The 18,625-nt window shown below is 45.0% G+C and carries 14 protein-coding genes; 3 read left to right on the top strand and 11 right to left on the bottom strand.

What is annotated here, in order from left to right; translation table 11 throughout:
- The first annotated feature begins 9 nt into the window (after positions 1-9).
- Together K1Y79_RS14215 and K1Y79_RS14210 are read left to right on the top strand one after the other, a co-directional pair.
- A complete protein-coding gene (locus tag K1Y79_RS14215; protein ID WP_220250765.1) occupies positions 10-1,557 on the top strand; it encodes an OmpA family protein in 1,548 nt (515 codons plus the stop codon).
- A 141-nt stretch (positions 1,558-1,698) separates the two neighbouring features.
- A complete protein-coding gene (locus K1Y79_RS14210) occupies positions 1,699-3,654 on the top strand; it encodes a KUP/HAK/KT family potassium transporter (RefSeq protein ID WP_220250764.1) in 1,956 nt (651 codons plus the stop codon).
- Between the two features lie 41 nt (positions 3,655-3,695).
- Here K1Y79_RS14210 and K1Y79_RS14205 read toward each other — a convergent pair whose 3' ends face one another.
- Both K1Y79_RS14205 and K1Y79_RS14200 read right to left on the bottom strand, forming a co-directional pair.
- Positions 3,696-4,559 carry a pirin family protein gene (locus tag K1Y79_RS14205; RefSeq protein ID WP_220250763.1) on the bottom strand — a complete coding sequence of 288 codons (864 nt, stop codon included), beginning with the start codon at positions 4,557-4,559 and terminating at the stop codon, positions 3,696-3,698.
- A gap of 99 nt (positions 4,560-4,658) precedes the next feature.
- Positions 4,659-5,735: a type I restriction endonuclease gene (locus tag K1Y79_RS14200; RefSeq protein WP_220250762.1), complete on the bottom strand. Its 1,077-nt coding sequence runs from the start codon at positions 5,733-5,735 to the stop codon at positions 4,659-4,661.
- Positions 5,736-5,938: 203 nt separating this feature from the next.
- On the opposite strand from K1Y79_RS14200, the gene K1Y79_RS14195 reads away from it, so the two are divergent.
- Positions 5,939-6,319: a YidH family protein gene (locus K1Y79_RS14195; protein WP_220250761.1), complete on the top strand. Its 381-nt coding sequence runs from the start codon at positions 5,939-5,941 to the stop codon at positions 6,317-6,319.
- Positions 6,320-6,388: 69 nt separating this feature from the next.
- Here K1Y79_RS14195 and ftsZ read toward each other — a convergent pair whose 3' ends face one another.
- From ftsZ to K1Y79_RS14150, 9 genes are all read right to left on the bottom strand, one after another.
- Positions 6,389-8,080 carry a cell division protein FtsZ gene (ftsZ, locus tag K1Y79_RS14190; protein ID WP_220250760.1) on the bottom strand — a complete coding sequence of 564 codons (1,692 nt, stop codon included), beginning with the start codon at positions 8,078-8,080 and terminating at the stop codon, positions 6,389-6,391.
- Positions 8,081-8,222: 142 nt separating this feature from the next.
- Positions 8,223-9,626, bottom strand: a complete 1,404-nt coding sequence (gene ftsA, locus K1Y79_RS14185; protein ID WP_220250759.1) for a cell division protein FtsA — start codon at positions 9,624-9,626, stop codon at positions 8,223-8,225.
- On the bottom strand, positions 9,623-10,684 hold the full coding sequence (locus K1Y79_RS14180) for a cell division protein FtsQ/DivIB (protein WP_220250758.1): 1,062 nt from the start codon (positions 10,682-10,684) through the stop codon (positions 9,623-9,625). Before K1Y79_RS14180 ends, ftsA begins: the two co-directional genes overlap by 4 nt.
- A gap of 18 nt (positions 10,685-10,702) precedes the next feature.
- Positions 10,703-12,094: a UDP-N-acetylmuramate--L-alanine ligase gene (gene murC / locus K1Y79_RS14175; RefSeq protein WP_220250757.1), complete on the bottom strand. Its 1,392-nt coding sequence runs from the start codon at positions 12,092-12,094 to the stop codon at positions 10,703-10,705.
- Positions 12,095-12,112: 18 nt separating this feature from the next.
- Entirely contained in the window at positions 12,113-13,207 is a 1,095-nt protein-coding gene (murG, locus tag K1Y79_RS14170; protein WP_220250756.1) for an undecaprenyldiphospho-muramoylpentapeptide beta-N-acetylglucosaminyltransferase, read from the bottom strand.
- A 25-nt stretch (positions 13,208-13,232) separates the two neighbouring features.
- Positions 13,233-14,426 carry an FtsW/RodA/SpoVE family cell cycle protein gene (locus K1Y79_RS14165; protein ID WP_220250755.1) on the bottom strand — a complete coding sequence of 398 codons (1,194 nt, stop codon included), beginning with the start codon at positions 14,424-14,426 and terminating at the stop codon, positions 13,233-13,235.
- A gap of 55 nt (positions 14,427-14,481) precedes the next feature.
- The gene (gene murD, locus K1Y79_RS14160; RefSeq protein ID WP_220250753.1) at positions 14,482-15,822 is read right to left on the bottom strand and encodes a UDP-N-acetylmuramoyl-L-alanine--D-glutamate ligase; all 1,341 of its coding nucleotides are present in this window, start codon (positions 15,820-15,822) and stop codon (positions 14,482-14,484) included.
- Between the two features lie 2 nt (positions 15,823-15,824).
- Positions 15,825-17,021, bottom strand: a complete 1,197-nt coding sequence (gene mraY / locus K1Y79_RS14155; protein ID WP_236059601.1) for a phospho-N-acetylmuramoyl-pentapeptide-transferase — start codon at positions 17,019-17,021, stop codon at positions 15,825-15,827.
- Between the two features lie 137 nt (positions 17,022-17,158).
- Complete coding sequence (locus tag K1Y79_RS14150) at positions 17,159-18,625, bottom strand: UDP-N-acetylmuramoyl-L-alanyl-D-glutamate--2,6-diaminopimelate ligase (RefSeq protein ID WP_220250751.1); 1,467 nt, start codon at positions 18,623-18,625, stop codon at positions 17,159-17,161.

The following is an 18,625-nucleotide window of genomic DNA, read 5'->3' as shown; positions in this document are numbered from 1 at the left end:
AAAACAATTATGGCAAGCAAAAAGTACTTATTACTGGCTGGCGCTATGAGTCTCCTAGCGGCGTCCTCCAGTTTTGCACAAGTTACCCCTGTTTACGATGCCCTGGATTCAACCAAAGTTCCAGCATCCAGACAGGCGCAACAGAACAATTTCTCTAACCACCAGTATGATTTCCCTGCAAAACCACGTGATATGTGGGAGCTGGGCTTCCACGGCGGTCTGCACCTGATCAATGGTACTATCCCAGCACAACCAGGTTTCGGTGGTGGTATCTCCCTGAGAAAATCACTGGGTCATACTTTCTCTGTAAGAGCTGAATATACCGGCGCTTTCGATAAAGGTATGGATTACAGATTAAGACCTGCAATCTTCAATAACAGCACTGCATGGGGTCCAACCGCAGCTCAAAACGGTGGTAACATCGTAGCTAACTACAAAACAGCTTCTCATCAGCTGTCAATTGACCTGATGGCTTCTTTGAGCAACATCCTGTTCTACAAAGCACAGCCTAAAGTTAACTGGTATGTATTCGGTGGTTACAGCTTCGGTATGATCGACGTTGACGTTGATGCGTTAAACGCGAATGGTCAGCCTTACGATTTCTCTGGTATCAACTTCAATGCTCCTCGTAAGGACATTAAAGACCAGCTGAAAAACCTGTTCGACGGAGATTATGAGCAGAATGCTCCATCTCAGGGTAACAGAGGTAACATCGGCCGTAGAGATAATAACCAACTGCTGCGTCACGGTGCTGATTTCGGTACTGGTATCGCATTCAGAGTTTCTAAACGTTTCAACATCGGTATCGAAGAGAAATATACTTTATTCTTTGATGACTATCTGGACGGTTATTCTGGTCCATACAGCAATCATAAAGATGCGTTCAGTTACACCAGCGTTCGTCTGAACTTCAACCTGGGTAACTCTTCTAAACGCGTTGAGCCATTATGGTGGGTAAACCCACTGAACTACGCTTACAACGAGCTGAGTTCTCCTCGTCACATGAAACTGCCTACTCCAGTTCTGCCTGATGCTGATGGCGATGGCGTTACTGACCAGTTCGATCGCGAGCCTAACACACCAGCTGGTGCTCCAGTTGATGTTCACGGTGTAGCTAAAGATACTGATGGTGATGGCGTTCCTGACTACAAAGACAAACAGCTGGTTACTCCAACTTACTGCCAGCCAGTTGACGCTGATGGTGTTGGTAAATGCCCAGATCCTGAGTGCTGCAAAGACATGGTTAAAGGTCAAGCATGTAACACCCTGGTTCTGCCTAGCGTAAGCTTCAAAGGTAGCGCAACCAAAGTTGCTTCTGATAACGAAGCTATCCTGGCTAGCGTTGCTTCAACACTGAAATCTAACCCTTCTTGCAACATCCTGGTTACTGGCCACGCTGGTGCTAAAGCTAAGAAAGGTGGTGTTGACCTGAGCAGCAGAAGAGTAGACGCAGTTATCGACTACCTGGCTGATAAACAAGGTATCGATCGCGGTCGCTTCATCAAACAAAACACTCCTGGTGAGTCTTCAACTGTTGATTTAGCTCCAGCTAACTAATAGTGTCTCACTAAGAAGATATAAGGCCCCGTCTCGCATTCGCTGAGACGGGGTTTTTTTATGCCCGGGTATTTCGGATAATTTTGTAGATCTTCTTAATTCCACCTACCTTTGGTGGCTTTTTTATTAAATACATATTTCGTGAGAAAAGACATTAACAGGGTAAGCCTGGCCGGTTTAGTAGTAGCTTTAGGCATTATTTACGGTGACATTGGAACCTCTCCGTTATACGTTTTCAAGGCCATTGTAGGTAATAATCCAGTGAGTGATCTCCTGGTAATCGGTGGTATCTCCTGTATCATCTGGACCCTGACCTTACAAACGACCATCAAGTATGTCATCCTGACACTCCGGGCCGACAATAAGGGTGAAGGTGGGATTTTCTCACTCTACGCGCTTGTCAGGCGGCATGCCAAATGGGCCGTTATATTTGGCATCATCGGTGGTGCAGCCCTGCTGGCAGATGGTATGATCACTCCTCCCGTTACCGTCACCTCCGCCATCGAAGGTTTACGCACATTAGAAGTATTTAAGGACCTCAGTCAATGGACTATCGTTAAGATAGTACTGACCATTATCACAGCATTGTTCGTAGTACAACAGTTTGGTACCGTATCCATAGGTAAGTTGTTCGGGCCTATCATGGTCATCTGGTTCTCTATGCTGGGTGTCCTGGGCCTGTCACATATACTGGACGATCTGTCTGTATTTAAAGCTTTTAGTCCCCACTATGCCATTGAACTGCTGGTAACCTACCCCCGCGGCTTTATGATACTTGGGGCAGTATTTCTATGTACCACCGGGGCAGAAGCACTCTACTCAGACCTTGGGCACTGTGGTAAGGGCAATATCCGGGTATCCTGGACCTTTGTCAAGGCCTGTCTGATTATTAACTATCTCGGCCAGGGAGCCTGGTTGCTGACCCAGAAAGGCCAGATTATCCCTAAAGATACCAATCCATTCTTCGCTATTATGCCTGAATGGTTTGTCATATTCGGCGTATTGATCGCTACCCTCGCTTCCGTAATCGCCAGTCAGGCACTCATAGCCGGCTCGTTCACACTGATATCGGAAGCGATGCGCCTGAACCTGTGGCCTAAGCTGAAGATCAACTACCCGACAGAAATGCGCGGACAGCTCTATATTCCTGGTATCAATACTATGCTGTTCGTAGGTTGTGTGGCCATCGTACTGATCTTTAAAGAGTCCAGTGCTATGGAAGCTGCGTATGGCCTATCCATCACGATTACCATGCTCATGACCTCCTGCCTGTTCGCCTTCTATCTCTATACCAGAAGAGTAAGGCTTAGTCTGATCCTCATATACCTGGTGATCTATTTTACACTGGAATTTTCCTTCCTCTTCGCCAACCTTGTGAAGTTCATGCATGGCGGTTACGTGACTGTAATAGTGGCAGGTATCCTCTTCCTGATTATGATGGTATGGTACAAGTCCCGCAAGATCAAAAACCGCTATGTGGAGTTTGTAAAGCTGGAAGATCACCTACCGGTTATTCAGGAGCTGAGCAATGACAGCACAATACCTAAATATGCCACTCACCTGGTGTATATGAGTAGCGCCGACAACCCCAAGGAGATTGAACATAAGATTATCTATTCTATCCTTAATAAGAAGCCTAAAAGGGCAGATATCTACTGGTTTGTGCACGTAGATGTGGTAGATGAACCATACCTGAGTGAATACTCTGTACAAACCATTATTCCTAATGAAGTGATCAGGGTAGAGTTTAGACTGGGCTTTAAAGTGGAGCAGCGTATTAACCTGATGTTCCGGATGGTAGTGGAAGATATGGTGCGTAACAAGGAAGTGAATATTACCAGCCGTTACGAATCATTGAGTAAGAATAATGTAGTGGGTGACTTCCAGTTTATCGTAATGGAGAAGTTCCTGTCTCATGACAATGACCTGCCATTGTACGAACGCCTGGTAATGCGTATGTATTTCTTCCTGAAAAAGATCAGCTTATCAGAAGAGCGTGGTTTCGGACTTGATTCCAGCTACGTGACCATCGAAAAGTATCCGTTGGTAGTAGCACCGGTCACTAACCTGCAGCTACGAAGGATCATACATTCTTAAAAAGAAAGGCCGGCATTTGGTAATGCCGGCTTTCTCATTTTTTAGTCAATATAGAACCCAAATTTTCCCATTCTTTCATCTCGCATAGCTTCCATTATCTCCGTCTGCGTGTTCATCACGTATGGACCATGCCATGCGACCGGCTCATTCAGCGGTTCTCCGTCACAATACAGGATAATGGCATCGCTGCTAGCAGTAATGTCAATGGCATCTCCGTCATTGTCAAACAGCACCAGGGATCTGTCTCCGGCTGTATTGCCATTAACCGCTACATTGCCTCTTAAGACATAGAATAACACGTTTCTACCTTGGGCAACGTTAATGGTAGCTCTGCCCTCTGCCTGCATATGAATCAGGAAGGCATTGATACCGGTTAGCGAACTGACAGCCCCCTTGTGACCGTTCCAGCTACCGCCGGCAATTGCGACCTGCACCTTATCATTATCAGCGTTTATGACAGGAATGTCCTGTTGCTGTACGCCAGTATATTTAGCAGGCGTCATTTTCAGTTTAGCAGGCAAATTGATCCATAACTGCAGGAGTTCCAGCTCGCCGCCTTCTTCCTTAAAAGACTTTTCCACATATTCATTGTGAATCAGGCCTCTTGCGGCTGACATCCACTGTATACCACCTTCGTCTATTCTGCTGTGATAACCATGAGAATCTTTATGCACCACATGCCCTTTAAGTATCCAGGTTACCGTTTCAAATCCTCGGTGTGCGTGCGGACCGAAAGGCATACCGTTGTTCTCCGGAGGTAGTGTCATCGGGCCATGGTGGTGTAACAACAGGAATGGATCCGTTGCCTTACCGTCCTGATACGGCAAAGGACTGTAAAAGTAATAATCGCTCAGAGAGCCGTTTATCCGATGGTTACTTACAACCTTGTTTACTGTCTTTTGCATGTAGCAAATTTACGACAGAACCAGCCGGTAAGGAATGGATAGAACCCAGTAAAGGGTGGACGATTTTATCGGGATACATGTATGTTTCCTGACATCTATTTACTTGCTATCTGCGTTCACCGCAGGGTCATATTTCAGGGCAGTTTTCCACAGCTGTGCTTCGTAGTTATAGATGTCGTCAATACCACTGATTTCGATCTTCTCTTCGTTATCTTTATCAAACAATGACAGGAATTTCCGCTTCCCATTCAGGTGAACGCGACATAATGGTTTCCTGTTATTATCATCCAGCAGGATACCGAAGTAAGATTGTGTATCTCTGAATACTATTCTGCCTGCGCTGATTTTCTGTCTTAGCATAGAGCGTACAATATGGTAGGCTTCCAGTTCTTCTTCCGTAGTAATGATCTTATTTTCCTCTTCTGTGAGGTCGGGAATTGTTACTTCTTCTTTTGCTTCCTGCTCTTGGGTATTCAGCGCTGACTTTAGTCTTTCATTGATAGCATCGTTAATGAACTGATGATAGGACTTTTTCAGTAAGCCTTTGAATTGCTCGAGTATTCTTGCAGTAACAGAAGATGGATATACCTGTTTCGCAAAATACCTGGTAAATTCATCAGATGGTTCATTAAGGTCGCGTGAAATAATGTTTTTGATCTCATTGGTATATTTCAGCTCACTGGCAGTTGTCAGTATTTTATCCAGGTCGAAATAACTCTTGTGAAACTCTTTTAGCTTCTCTGTTTGAATTTCCTTCAGGTCATCAATATAAAATTCAAAGAATGGCTTCTCGTCCATTTTATTAGGCTCCACGAGGTCCGTATAGAACTTGTAATGGATGCCATTGGTAAGGATACTGAACCGCGCGCTGGTGCAGTGGAAATACCGGAATAACTGGCTGTTGTGCGGATTCAGATCAGTAGACCAATGTTTACATTCTATCAGTATAGTAGGTTTTCCTTCCTGCATGATTGCATAGTCTACTTTTTCTCCTTTTTTAATACCGATGTCTGCGATGAACTCGGGTGTTACTTCCAGGGGGTTGAATACATCGTATCCTAGGCATTGAATGAAGGGCATAATAAAAGCATTCTTGGTAGCTTCTTCTGTCAGTATCTGCTCTTTTAGTCTGGCAACTCTGTCACCCAGCTGTTTTAATTGATCTTTGAAATCCATAGGAGGAATTTTAATGATAAGGGTATAGTTTTAGGTAAAAAGGGGTTGAAATAATATCCTATCAAAAATACCGGATCGTATCGGTTTAATTGTTAATTATGTGTTAATGGGGTACAATCCCTGTCAGCTGGAGGGGATTTTTCCCCTTTTTTATGGTCAGGTTGTTGTTGATGCAATTATGTCATCATTTAAATTCTCAGCGTATGTCCGAAAATAAGCAGAAAGGCAGTGCCAGCGATCATCTGGCGAATGAGCGTACATTACTTGCGTGGACCAGGACCAGTATCGGAATAATGGCTTTTGGCTTTGTAGTGGTCAAATTTTCGTTGTTTGTGAAGCAGCTGTCTGTTGTATTGGGAAAGGACTATGTCATACCTTCCCGGGGGTATTCTGCCATTGCAGGCATATTACTGGTTGCTGTCGGAGCTGGTACTACCATCTTTTCCTATATAAGATACAAGCGTACGGAGAAGCAGTTATTAACAGGTGTATATCAGCATTCATCGCTGCTTATTACATTACTTACAGCTTTCATTTTCCTGGTAAGTGTATTACTGATTGTGTACCTGATAGAAAGTGCATAAAAAAAGTCCCCCGGGGAACCGGAGGACTTTCTTTAACACAACTAAAAAACAATCAAACGTCCGAATAGATCAATCGGGTTTTTTCCCATCTAAAAAGGTATTAATCGTATTGATTTCTGCCTGGTTATTCTGACCATCGGAAACAGTATAGTTAGAATAGAAATTCTCTGCTGAACCTGCGCCGTTATCAAGGTTGATATTACGGCGGATGTATGCAGGGATATTTTCCATTTCCGCGTTATTTTCTATGCCTTTTACGTTGAAGCTGATGCTGCGTAGTTTTGCTACACGTTCAGCCTGTTTACGTTTCTGCTCTTCCAGTTGTTCTTCAAAAGCATGCAGGTGAATCTCAGAAGGCGCATTTGGCTTCTGGTCTTCTTCTCTGAATACAATTTTCATCTCAGGAATATCAGATGCAGATGTGTTGTTGCCTGGCTCTATATAGATGTAAGCAGGACCAGCCGGATAACCTCCAGAAGAAGGATTAGGCTGTATCACATTTACATTACCACTATATCCTGCAGTTGGCTGGGGAGTACTAACTGGCTCAACGTTGAGCGTATAGTTTTGTCTCTCTGGCTGTACAGGTTGTGCCGGCTGATAGGTTGTTACTGGCTGGGTCACCACAGGTTCTACCAGGCGGGGTGCCATATGGTCCGCTGGTTCAACGAACAACGAATCCTGACGGAAGTTGTTGTTCATCTTGTTTTCATCACCGTCCTGGCCCAGTTGCATTACGATCTTGGGTTGTGCGCGTGAAGGATCCTGTGGCGTCATTTTTACCTGCTGGATCGGTTTCTGTTCAAAGCCGGTAGCGATAATAGTAACACCCAGTTTTCTGTCGAGGCTTTCGTCGTAGCCAACACCAAGGATCACATCGCAATCCTCGCCTGCCTGGCTTTGAACGTATGCCTGTATGGTATCCATTTCATCCAGAGTATGCTCAAATTCACCCTCCTGAGAAGAAATGTTGATAAGTATCCATTTCGCACCACGGATATCATTATCATTCAGCAATGGAGAGGTCAGTGCATCTTCGATTGCTTTCTGCGCACGGTTTTCACCTTCTGCAGTTGCTGCACCAAGTATAGCCACACCACCATTACGCATAACTGTGCACACATCGGCAAAGTCCACGTTGATCTGACCAGTTGAGTTGATCACATCGGTGATACACTTAGCCGCTGTTGCGAGTACGTTATCCGCTTTCTCGAAAGCTGCTTTAAATTTAAGATCGCCGTATTTCTGGCGTAGCTTATCGTTAGAAATGATCAGGAGCGTATCAACATACTCTTTCAGTCTGGTAATACCTTCGTCGGCTTGCCCCATCCTTTTCTTCCCTTCGTAGGAGAAGGGCGTTGTAACAATACCCACCGTTAGAATACCCAGTTCTTTACATATGCGCGCAATTATCGGAGCACCACCTGTTCCGGTACCACCACCCATACCTGCGGTAATGAAGGCCATTTTGGTATTCACCTCTAAGATCTTTTTGATTTCTTCAAAGGATTCTTCCGTCGCCTGTTCACCGATACGGGGATTGGCTCCTGCCCCCAGACCCTGTGTTAAATGTGGTCCCAACTGGATCTTATTAGGCACAGGGCTGTTTGCGATAGCTTGTGCATCGGTATTGCAGATGATAAAATTCACGCCCTCGATGTGCTGGTTGTACATGTGGTTCACCGCATTGCTACCGCCACCACCAATGCCGATCACCTTGATGATGGAAGATTTTTCCTTGGGAAGATCAAAATGTATCATGACTCTATCTCTTTTATGGGTTAGTTTGTATAATTAATAATGCCCACAAGTCTTCTTACGTTATTAATTATCCGCTATTAATTATTTGATTATTAAATCGTTCATGGCTGCAACAATTGCGCCACTTCCGATAATACCCCTGTTAAAGTTTCGCATCTTCTTCTTCCGTGAACATGTCTATGATCTTTGTCTTCATCCTGTCCAGGAATGTTTTCAGCGAAGCATTCCGTTCTTTGGCCTTTCTTTCTTGAATCTGTTCAACAGTAGGCTCATCGTCTTCCCAGCTCTCTTCCGGCAGATTGACAGTTTGCGCTGCCTGCTCTTTCGCAACATAGCTGGTGTTGATCTTTACATAATTTTCTTCCAGTGCTCTGCGGTCGTTCTCATAATCATTGTAGCCTTTGAGTATTAGACCTACGCAGGTAGCGTACATTGGCTTGGTCAGTTCGTCAATATGACCGCTGGCCAGGTGCTCATTCGGAAACCCGATACGTGCGCTTACACCGGTTGTGTATTCTGTTAACTGTATGAGATGTTTCAGCTGAGAACCACCACCGGTCAGGATAATACCGCCATTCAGCATTTTGTTATCCATTCCGATTTGTTTCAGATGATACACCACGAAGTCCATGATCTCACTCATGCGGGCTTGTATGATGTGAGCCAGGTTCTTTACAGATATTTCTTTCGGGCTTTGACCACGCAGTCCGGGAATAGTGATGTAGGCATTGCTCTTGGCTTCATCTGCCAGGGCGTAACCAAACTGCACCTTCATTTGTTCTGCCTGTGTCTTCAATACACCCAACCCGTTTTTAATATCATTGGTAATGTTCTCACCACCATAAGGTATTACAGCAGTATGTTTCAGTATACCTTCATAGAATACGGCGAGGTCTGTGGTTCCCCCACCAATATCCACGATAGCTACACCTGCTTCAAAGTCCATATCACACATAACAGCTGCTGCTGATGCCAGTGGCTGCAGCACGAGGTCATGTATTTTAAGACCTGATTTTTCCACACTACGGTTAATATTACGGATAGCATTCTTATCACCAGTGATGATATGGAAATTAGCGCCAACTTTCACACCTGACATACCGATAGGGTAGGTGATGTTCTGAAGGCTGTCTACGATATACTGTTGTGGTATCACGTCAATGATCTGATCACTGGCGGGAATCACTGTTTTATACTGGTCATTGATCAGTTGATCAATGTCTTTCTGCGAAATTTCTGCATCGGTATCGCTGCGAACGATATCACCGCGTGTCTGCAGACTTTTAATATGATGACCTGCGATACCAACGTATACTTCATTGATTTCGAGATTCGGATTAGAAGCGTAGCAATTTTCAAGTGCTTGACGGATAGCTTTTATCGTCTGGTCGATATTCAGCACCATACCATGCTGTACGCCGAACGACGGGGCCTTACCGAATCCCAGGATTTCCAGTTTCCCGTATTCATTCTTTCTGCCTGCAATGGCAGCAATCTTTGTAGTGCCAATATCGAGACCTACAATGATGGGAGCTTCCTGATTCATGGCGTTCTATTGTTTTTTGTTGTGTTGACAGATTTTTTACCCGGTTTGTACACCGCCTTTGGAGTTGTTTTATCAGCCGCCGCCGCTTTAGATTCTTTTGCTTTTGATAGCGATGGCCTGGCTGTTACTACTCTAACCGGCGTCTTCTTCCCGGGGGTCGTTACTGCTTGCTTTACTTCATCTTGGTGTATCCTTGATCTGTCAGAAGAATCACTTAATCTGGCAATACGTGCACTGTCTTCAACTGCCAGTTTCTTTGACAACTCTTCTCCTGTCCGTCTGGTGCAGACCACCTCATTGTCATAAGCAACATTAATCTTAGCGTAATTGTTCCAGCCTACTTTATTCAGTCCCTCTTTATAGAACGCCAGCAGTTTGCTGAACTTCTTTTCCACATCGTGTCCGTCACCAAAGACGATTATATGATCGCCCAGCTTTGGAATAAGTTCAAACTCACGCCCCGGAGTAACCGTAATCTGTTCTATCTGTGCAGACCAGAACGGATCTTCCTGAATAAAGCTGCCAAGTGCCATAATGCCTGCCGCTACAAGACTGTCTGCTGATTGCAATTTATCAGCATCTGTAGGGAAGCCTGTGAACACCGGTACGCGGGCGGCATATCGGGTAGATACCGGTATCCGGTCCCCATCCCTGTCAAAGTAAAAGCTGTTGCCATTTGTCGTGAATACACGCGCCAGTGGCTCCCGCTGTGTTACTTTGATATTCAGCTTACGCTGATTGTCTATGAATATCTCTGCTTTCTTTACCCAAGGATCGCGCGATACAATCTGTTCCAGGTTAGCAGTATTGATATCCTTGATAGCTTTTCCTACCGGGTTAGTTGCTTTATCCCGTGCTACCAGTGACTTAATATCTTTCTCTTCGATAAAAAAGTTAGCATCGTCTTCACCTTGCAGTTTCACCACGATTCCTGTGCACTTTCCATCGTTCTTGTCATGCACCGCCGCTACCAGTAGGATGACAAAACCGGTCAGCACACCCGCCCAGAGGAGAGTGACACCAATTCGTCTTAATACCTTACGGGTCTTTTGCTGCATTTATTGTTATTCTAAAGTTTAAGCTTTCTTTTTTACTTCTTCGTTTTCTACAATACCTTTTCCATTTAGTATCTCTTCTGCTGGTTCCCGGAACTGATCAATATCTCCGGCTCCTGCAGTGATAAATAGCGGGGCACTATTCGCTTTTATCCATGAGAGTACCTCTTCTTTCTGAATTACCTGAACAGGTTTGCTGATCATTTTTGCAATCATTTCACTGTGTATACCTTCTATAGGCAATTCTCTTGCCGGATAAATCGGTAACAGCAGTATTTCATCCGCCAGGGATAAACTTTCTGCAAAACCTTCTGCAAAATCGCGTGTGCGTGAATACAGATGCGGTTGAAACAGCACTACACATTTTCTATCCGGAAACAATGCGCGTGCGCTTGTAATCAGTGCTCGCAGCTCTTCCGGATGGTGTGCATAATCGTCGATGTATACCTGATAGTCATTTTTCACCAGGTATTCAAAACGACGTTTGATGCCTTTAAAATCTGCAATCGCTGCTTTGATCTTATCATCCGCAATATCCAGCAGGTGCGCTACGGCTATTGCTGCTATGGTGTTTTCAATGTTGTGTGTGCCACCGACAGGAAGATAGACATCTGTCAGTTTCCAGTCTTTCTGTATCACATCAAATCTGTATCCACCTTCAGCCGGGTGTATATTGGCTGCATATATGTCAGCTTTACTATCGTCAAGATGATACCAGATGTGGTGATCTCCTTTCAGTTCTGCTGCGCGGTGTAAACCCAGTTTCGCCACCAGTGTGCCTTTTGCTTTGATGTTGCGGGTGTACTGTATAAATGCTTCCTGTACTTCTTCTTCTGTGCCGTAAATATCCAGGTGATCTGCGTCAATGGCAGTAAGTACTGCCACATCAGGATGCAGTTTCAGGAATGAACGGTCATATTCATCAGCTTCTATTACAGCTACTTGTTTGTCGCTGCTCCAGAAGTTCCGGTCGTAGTTGGCGCTGATACCTCCAAGAAATGCGTTGCAACCATAACCTGTATGTCTAAGTATATGAGCAATCAGGGTAGAGGTGGTAGTTTTACCATGAGTGCCACCTACAGTTACTGCAAACAGTTCTTTGGTAATTTCCTGCAGTACATCACTGCGTTTCACTACTTCATATCCCTGCTGTACAAACCAGATCAGCTCTGCATGTGTGCCGGGAATAGCAGGTGTATATACGACCAGTTCTGCCTCTTTATCAGCCAGTTCAACATCATCTGTATAATGGATCTGCATGCCTTCTGCTGTCAGCTGGCGTGTAAGCGCTGTTTCGGTACGGTCATAACCGCTTACATGCACGCCTTTCTCATTAAAGAATCGTGCGATAGCGCTCATGCCGATGCCTCCTATGCCAATGAAGTAGACGCGTTTTATTTTATTCAGATCCATTTTTTCTCAATACGTGATTTACCCTATTAATGCCATTACCTGTTTTGCGATGACCATGTCAGCGTTGGTATTGCCCAGTTGTCCTATATTCTCTTCCAGTTGTTCCATTAGTGCTTTATTCTGCACCAAACTGAATAATGTTGTCCCTAGTTGTGCCGCAGCGTCATCATTTTTTATGATCAGCGCTGCTTTCTTATTCACTAAACTCTGCGCGTTGAAGGTCTGATGATCTTCTGCTGCGAAAGGATATGGTACAAATATTACCGGCTTTTTCACTACACACAGCTCAGCTATTGCCAATGCACCTGCTCTTGATATCACTACATCTGCTGCTTTGTAGGCGAAGTCCATCAGGTTGATAAACTCGAATACTTTCACATGTGATGCGTAAGCTGCTGCTGCACTTTTCGCCGTTTCAAAATAAGGCTTCCCTGTCTGCCAGATCAGTTGTATATCTTTCTCTACGAAGCTGGCCAGCAGCGGATGCAGTGCTTCGTTAATGGCTTTAGCGCCAAGGCTGCCGCCCACTGCAAAGACAGTTTTTTTACCTGCCTGCAAACCGAAGTGCTGTGCTGCTTCCTCACGTGTCACTGATGACTGTGTGATATTGCCTCTAACCGGATTTCCCGTTACAATGATCTTATCAGCGGGGAAGAATTTCTCCATACCATCATAGCCAGTACAGATCTTCTTCGCTTTTTTACCGAGCACCATATTCGCTTTGCCGGCAAAAGAGTTCTGCTCTTGTATCAATGTCGGGATGCCTTTGCTCTGCGCTTTCCGCAGGATCGGGAAACTGGCATAACCGCCTACGCCCACTACAGCCTGCGGCTGAAACTGATTGATTACCCGGCGTGCCTGTCCAAGGCTCTTTAATATCTTAAACGGTAATAACAGGTTTTTCAGCATGTTGGTGCGATTAAATCCTGCAATTTCTAGTCCTTCAATCCTGTAACCCGCCTGTGGGACCTTCTCCATCTCCATTTTTCCTTTGGCACCCACAAAAAGAATTTCAGTTTCCGGATCTATCTTTTTCAACGCATTGGCAATGGCAATTGCCGGGAAGATATGTCCTCCTGTACCGCCACCTGCTATGATAATTCTGCGTTGCATCTATCTTTACTTTTTAATTATTCTTTTAAGCTGCTGGCTGCATGCCGTTTTGTTCCATTACCCGGGCTATTCTTTCCTGTTCTATCCGCTTGCCTTCCAGGTCTTCTACGTTACGTGATACGCTGAGTATAATACCTATTGCAAGACTTGTAAATAGTACGGATGAACCACCCATACTCACCAGCGGCAGTGTTACCCCCGTTACGGGAAACAGCCCTACATTTACTGCCATGTTTGTGAGTGCCTGTATCGCAAGTGTGACGCTGAGACCTACTGCGAGAAATGCTCCGAATGCGTACGGACATTTTCGATATATACGAATGCTACGTAACAATAGCAACATGTAGGCCATCAATATCAAAAAGGCACCAAATATACCATACTCCTCAATAATTGTTGCGTATATGTAGTCGCTATACGCATGAGGAAGAAAGTTACGCTGTGTACTGTTACCCGGTCCTTTCCCTATTATACCCCCACCTGCAATTGCAATATTTGCCTGTTGCACCTGGTATGGCAGATCATCATTGTCTCCCGATGCAAAATGCGTGATCCTGTTCTTCCATGTTTCAATACGCATCGGATTACCAATCACCATTGCAACGCTGATGATCAATGCGATCATAACGACACCTGCTATCACCATGGAAGCCAGGAACCTAACAGGTACCCGGCCAATAAAACACAGTATCATACAGCTGGCACCCAGCAATAATGCAGTAGACATGTTAGCTGGCATAATCAGCGCACAAATGATAGCAACCGGAATAATAATAGGCAGGAAGCCTTTCTTAAAGTCGGTGATCACATGTTGACGCTTGGACAGCTCACGGCTTACGTACATAAATATGGCCAGCTTAGCCACGTCTGATGTCTGGAATGTCAGATTAATAACCGGCAGATGTATCCACCTGCTGGCGCTATTCAGATTACTTCCAAATGCCAGGGTATAGACCAGCAAAGGGATTGAAATGATAAATCCAATCTGTGCAGCACGGGAATAAATTGTATAGTTTACCCTGTGTGCGAAATAGATAATCAGCAGCCCCATTCCAAGTACACTCAATTGTTTGAACAGATAGTACTCCGTATGACCGCCCTGTTCACGGTACGCCAGGGATCCCGTGGCGCTGTAAACGGCAAGCAGGCTTACCAGTGACAGGAAGATTACGATCGTCCATATCACTCTGTCTCCTTTTGTCCTCTGAAGTACGTCCATCTCAACTTTTTTGGTGCCTGTCAGCCCGGGCACTTATATCCCGGATACAGGCTGGTTACAGTTCTTTTACTGCTTCCTTAAACTGCTTACCTCTGTCTTCATAATTTTTGAAGAGATCAAAGCTTGCGCAGGCCGGAGAAAGCAGTACAACGTCTCCTTTTGCCGCATACCGGAAAGCTGCATTAACAGCATCCTGCATACTGCGTGTATCAATCATTGCCGGCGTATAGCCTGATAACGCATCCTGGATCGGCGCATTATCAATACCCAGACAGATGATCGCTTTTACTTTTTCTTTGACAAGATCACGTATTGCACTGTAATCATTACCCTTATCCACACCTCCCATAATCAGTACTACAGGATTTTCCATACTCTCGAGCGCAAACCACAGTGAATTAACATTCGTCGCTTTACTATCATTGATGAAATCTACTCCACGTACCGTTGCCACGTATTCCATCCGGTGTTCCAGACTCTTGAAAGAGGTGAGACTCTCCCGGATCTTTTCCTTTCTAATGTCCATTGTGCGCCCCGCAATACCCGCTGCCATTGAATTGTACAGGTTATGTTTGCCCTTCAATGCAAGATCATACATTGATACGATCATTGGCTCATCATTCACCTGGATGTTGACTTGTTCATTTGCCATAAATCCTCCTTGCTTTAATGGTTCCATGATAGTAAACGGAATAGTTGTTGAATTAATAGTGTGCTCCTTCAGATAGCCCGTGATTTCAGGATCATCCGCGCAGTACACAAAATAATCTTCCGGTCCCTGATTCATCGCTATGCGGAATTTTGACGCCACATAATTCGCCATTTTGTAGTCATAACGGTCCAGGTGATCTGGTGTTATGTTCAGCAGAATAGCGACATTGGGCTTGAAATCCCTGATATCGTCCAGTTGGAAACTACTCACCTCCACAATGTAATAATCCGCCGGCGCTGTAGCTACCTGCCTCGCGTAACTGAGGCCGATGTTGCCCACCATTGCTGCATGCAATCCTGCCGTCTCAAAAATGTTAAACGTCAGTGCCGTAGTCGTGCTTTTGCCGTTACTACCGGTAATAGCAATGATCTTATTGTCTTTGCTGAACCGGTATGCAAATTCTATTTCAGAGATCACAGGTACCTGTTGTGCTCGAACTTTCTTCATCAGTTCACTCTTCTCAGGTATGCCCGGACTCTTAATAATCTCATCTGCGTTAAGTATCACATCCCAGGAGTGCTGGCCTTCCTCGAAAGGAATATGATTCACCGCCATTTCCTGCTTGTAGATGTCTTTTATAGCTCCGCCATCAGATACAAATACATCATACCCTTGCTGCTTCCCCAGTAGGGCAGCGCCGATACCGCTTTCGCCGGCTCCAAGTATGATGAGTTTCTTTTGCATGTTTATCTCATTTTTAACGTTGCTATCGATACTGCTGCACAGATAATGGTAACGATCCAGAACCTAACTGCAATTTTACTTTCATGGTAACCCAGTTTCTGATAATGATGATGAAGTGGAGACATCTTGAAGATGCGCCTGCCTTCGCCATATTTCCTCTTTGTGTATTTGAAGTAGGATACCTGCAGCACAACGCTCAGATTTTCTACCAGGAATACGCCACAGAAGATTGGTATCAGCAATTCCTTTCTCACGATGATCGCGATAGAGGCTATAATTCCACCCAGTGCAAGACTTCCGGTATCACCCATGAATACCTGCGCCGGATAAGCGTTATACCAGAGGAAGCCCACACACGCGCCTACAAAGGCGGCAATAAATATGGACAGTTCACCCAGGTTGGGGATATACATAATGTTCAGATATTCGGCAAACTGTATGTTGCCCGATACATAAGCAAATATGCCAAGACATACTCCTATCACTGCTGAAACGCCTGTTGCCAGCCCGTCCAGTCCATCTGTCAGGTTAGCTCCGTTGGATACTGCTGTAATAATGATTATTACAATCAGTATATACAGAATGAACGTATACTTCTCCGCGCCAGGTCCCATCCAGGAAATCAGTTTGGCATAGTTAAACTCATGGTTCTTAACAAACGGGATGGTTGTGATAGGCGTCTTTACATCTGCAAATCTGTGTCCATCTTTTGTAAGTCTCTCCTGATGATTAACTGCACGCTCATATGGAGCCAGTTTCTTACCACCAATGATCTCCCTGGAGATCACCACATTCTCGTTAAAATACAGGGTGCTACCTATGATGATGCCCAGACCGATCTGTCCGAGCACTTTAAATCTGCCAGCAAGTCCTTCCTTATTCTTTTTGAAGACCTTGATATAATCATCCAGAAAACCGATAAGTCCAAGCCATACGGTACAAAGCAGCATCAGCCAGATATATACCGTTTTGATCTGTGCAAAAAGAAGGGTAGGTATCAGAATAGAAGAGAGAATAATCAGTCCTCCCATGGTCGGAGTACCTTTTTTGGAGTTCTCGCCTGCCAGCCCCAGATCACGGATTGTTTCACCAATCTGTTTCCGCTGCAGATACTTTACAATACGCTTACCTAATAACAGTGAAATCGCCAACGACAGCAGCAATGCCATAGTTACCCGGAACGTGATGAACTGAAACATCCCGCTACCGCTGAAGTTTAATGATTTTAGATAGTTAAATAAGTAATATAGCATATAGTTAGTTAGTCTCACTCTCGTACCTGCAGGCATTACTTACAGGTCCGGTTAGTTTGTTAGTTAGTGTTTCGGTCTTGTCGTTATTTTCCCATCAGTTCCAGCATCTCACGTAATACCTGTTTATCATCAAAGGGATGTTTTACTCCCTGGATATCCTGGTATTTCTCGTGACCTTTGCCCGCAACCAGGATGATATCTTCCGGGTTAGCCAGGCTGACTGCTGTCTTGATGGCTTCTTTTCTGTCGGTAATAGACAGTGATTTCTTTCTCTGGTGCACAGGAATACCTGCTTCCATCTGCTGAATGATCGCTACCGGATCTTCTGACCGCGGATTGTCAGACGTCAGAATTACTTTGTCGCTGTGTTCTGTTGCTACTGCTGCCATGACAGGGCGTTTAGCCGTATCACGGTCGCCGCCGCAACCAACTACTGTAATGACCTGCTCATTACCCTTGCGCAGGTTTTTAATAGTAGCAAGCACATTCAGTAATGCATCCGGGGTGTGTGCATAATCTACAATACCGATTATCCTGTCATTAGATGACGTGATATAATCGAATCGTCCTTCTGCACCTGACAGATCGCTCAGCGCCTGCAGGACTTCGTCCTTGTCCATCCCGAGCAGTGTGGCTGCGCCATATACTGCCAGCAGGTTGTAGGCGTTAAATTCTCCGATCAGTCGGAAATGCACCTCCTTATCATTCACCGTCATAATCAATCCTGTGAGATTGTTCTCCAGGATCTTACCCTTAAAGTCGGCTACTGTTTTAAGACTATATGACTGCTTCTTTGCTTTTGTGTTCTGCAGCATCACATTCCCCCTTTTGTCATCCAGGTTGGTGAGTGCAAAGGCTGTTTGTGGCAGACCGTCAAAGAAGGCTTTTTTTACTTTGATATATTCGTCAAAGGTTTTGTGGTAATCCAGGTGATCATGTGTGATGTTGCTGAATATACCACCGGCAAATTTCAGTCCCGCAATACGTTGCTGATGTACTGCATGTGAACTTACTTCCATAAACACATATTCACAGCCGTCGTCTGCCATTTCTGCCAGCAGGGCATTCAGATGGATAGCGTCTGGCGTTGTATGTGTTGCAGGTACTACCTTATCGCCGATCTGGTTCTGTACGGTAGACAGCAATCCACAATGGAAACGCAGTTTACTGAACAGGCGAAACAGGAGGGTAGCGACCGTTGTTTTACCATTGGTACCGGTTACACCTACTAGTTTCAGTTTGTGTGACGGGTTATCGTAGAAGTTACCGGCTATGATACCCGCAGCAGTTGCGCTGCTGTTCACCAGTACATAAGTAACGCCTTCCGCTGGTTGCTGTGGCATCTCTTCGCAGATGATTACCGCAGCGCCCTGTGTAATTGCTTTTTCTATAAACAGGTGACCATCCGCATGTACGCCTCTGATGGCTATAAATGCGTCTCCCCGGCCAATAGCCCGGGAGTCGATGCTCAGCGAATTGACAATAGTTTCTGTACTACCGTGTACTTCGCGGATGCTCACATTGTATAATATGTCTCGCAGCGTCTTCAT

This window comes from Chitinophaga rhizophila, from assembly GCF_019492185.1.
In the GTDB taxonomy this organism is placed as follows: Bacteria; Bacteroidota; Bacteroidia; order Chitinophagales; family Chitinophagaceae; genus Chitinophaga; species Chitinophaga rhizophila.
This window is presented reverse-complemented; position numbering and strand designations above follow the sequence as displayed.

Coding starts and splice junctions, on each gene's coding strand:
- K1Y79_RS14215 (WP_220250765.1), top strand. CDS start 10: ATGGCAAGCAAAAAGTACTTATTACTGGCTGGCGCTATGAGTCTCCTA.
- K1Y79_RS14205 (WP_220250763.1), bottom strand. CDS start 4,559: ATGCAAAAGACAGTAAACAAGGTTGTAAGTAACCATCGGATAAACGGC.
- K1Y79_RS14200 (WP_220250762.1), bottom strand. CDS start 5,735: ATGGATTTCAAAGATCAATTAAAACAGCTGGGTGACAGAGTTGCCAGA.
- K1Y79_RS14195 (WP_220250761.1), top strand. CDS start 5,939: ATGTCCGAAAATAAGCAGAAAGGCAGTGCCAGCGATCATCTGGCGAAT.
- ftsZ (WP_220250760.1), bottom strand. CDS start 8,080: ATGATACATTTTGATCTTCCCAAGGAAAAATCTTCCATCATCAAGGTG.
- ftsA (WP_220250759.1), bottom strand. CDS start 9,626: ATGAATCAGGAAGCTCCCATCATTGTAGGTCTCGATATTGGCACTACA.
- K1Y79_RS14180 (WP_220250758.1), bottom strand. CDS start 10,684: ATGCAGCAAAAGACCCGTAAGGTATTAAGACGAATTGGTGTCACTCTC.
- murC (WP_220250757.1), bottom strand. CDS start 12,094: ATGGATCTGAATAAAATAAAACGCGTCTACTTCATTGGCATAGGAGGC.
- murG (WP_220250756.1), bottom strand. CDS start 13,207: ATGCAACGCAGAATTATCATAGCAGGTGGCGGTACAGGAGGACATATC.
- K1Y79_RS14165 (WP_220250755.1), bottom strand. CDS start 14,426: ATGGACGTACTTCAGAGGACAAAAGGAGACAGAGTGATATGGACGATC.
- murD (WP_220250753.1), bottom strand. CDS start 15,822: ATGCAAAAGAAACTCATCATACTTGGAGCCGGCGAAAGCGGTATCGGC.
- mraY (WP_236059601.1), bottom strand. CDS start 17,021: ATGTTTCAGTTCATCACGTTCCGGGTAACTATGGCATTGCTGCTGTCG.
- K1Y79_RS14150 (WP_220250751.1), bottom strand. CDS start 18,625: ATGAAGACGCTGCGAGACATATTATACAATGTGAGCATCCGCGAAGTA.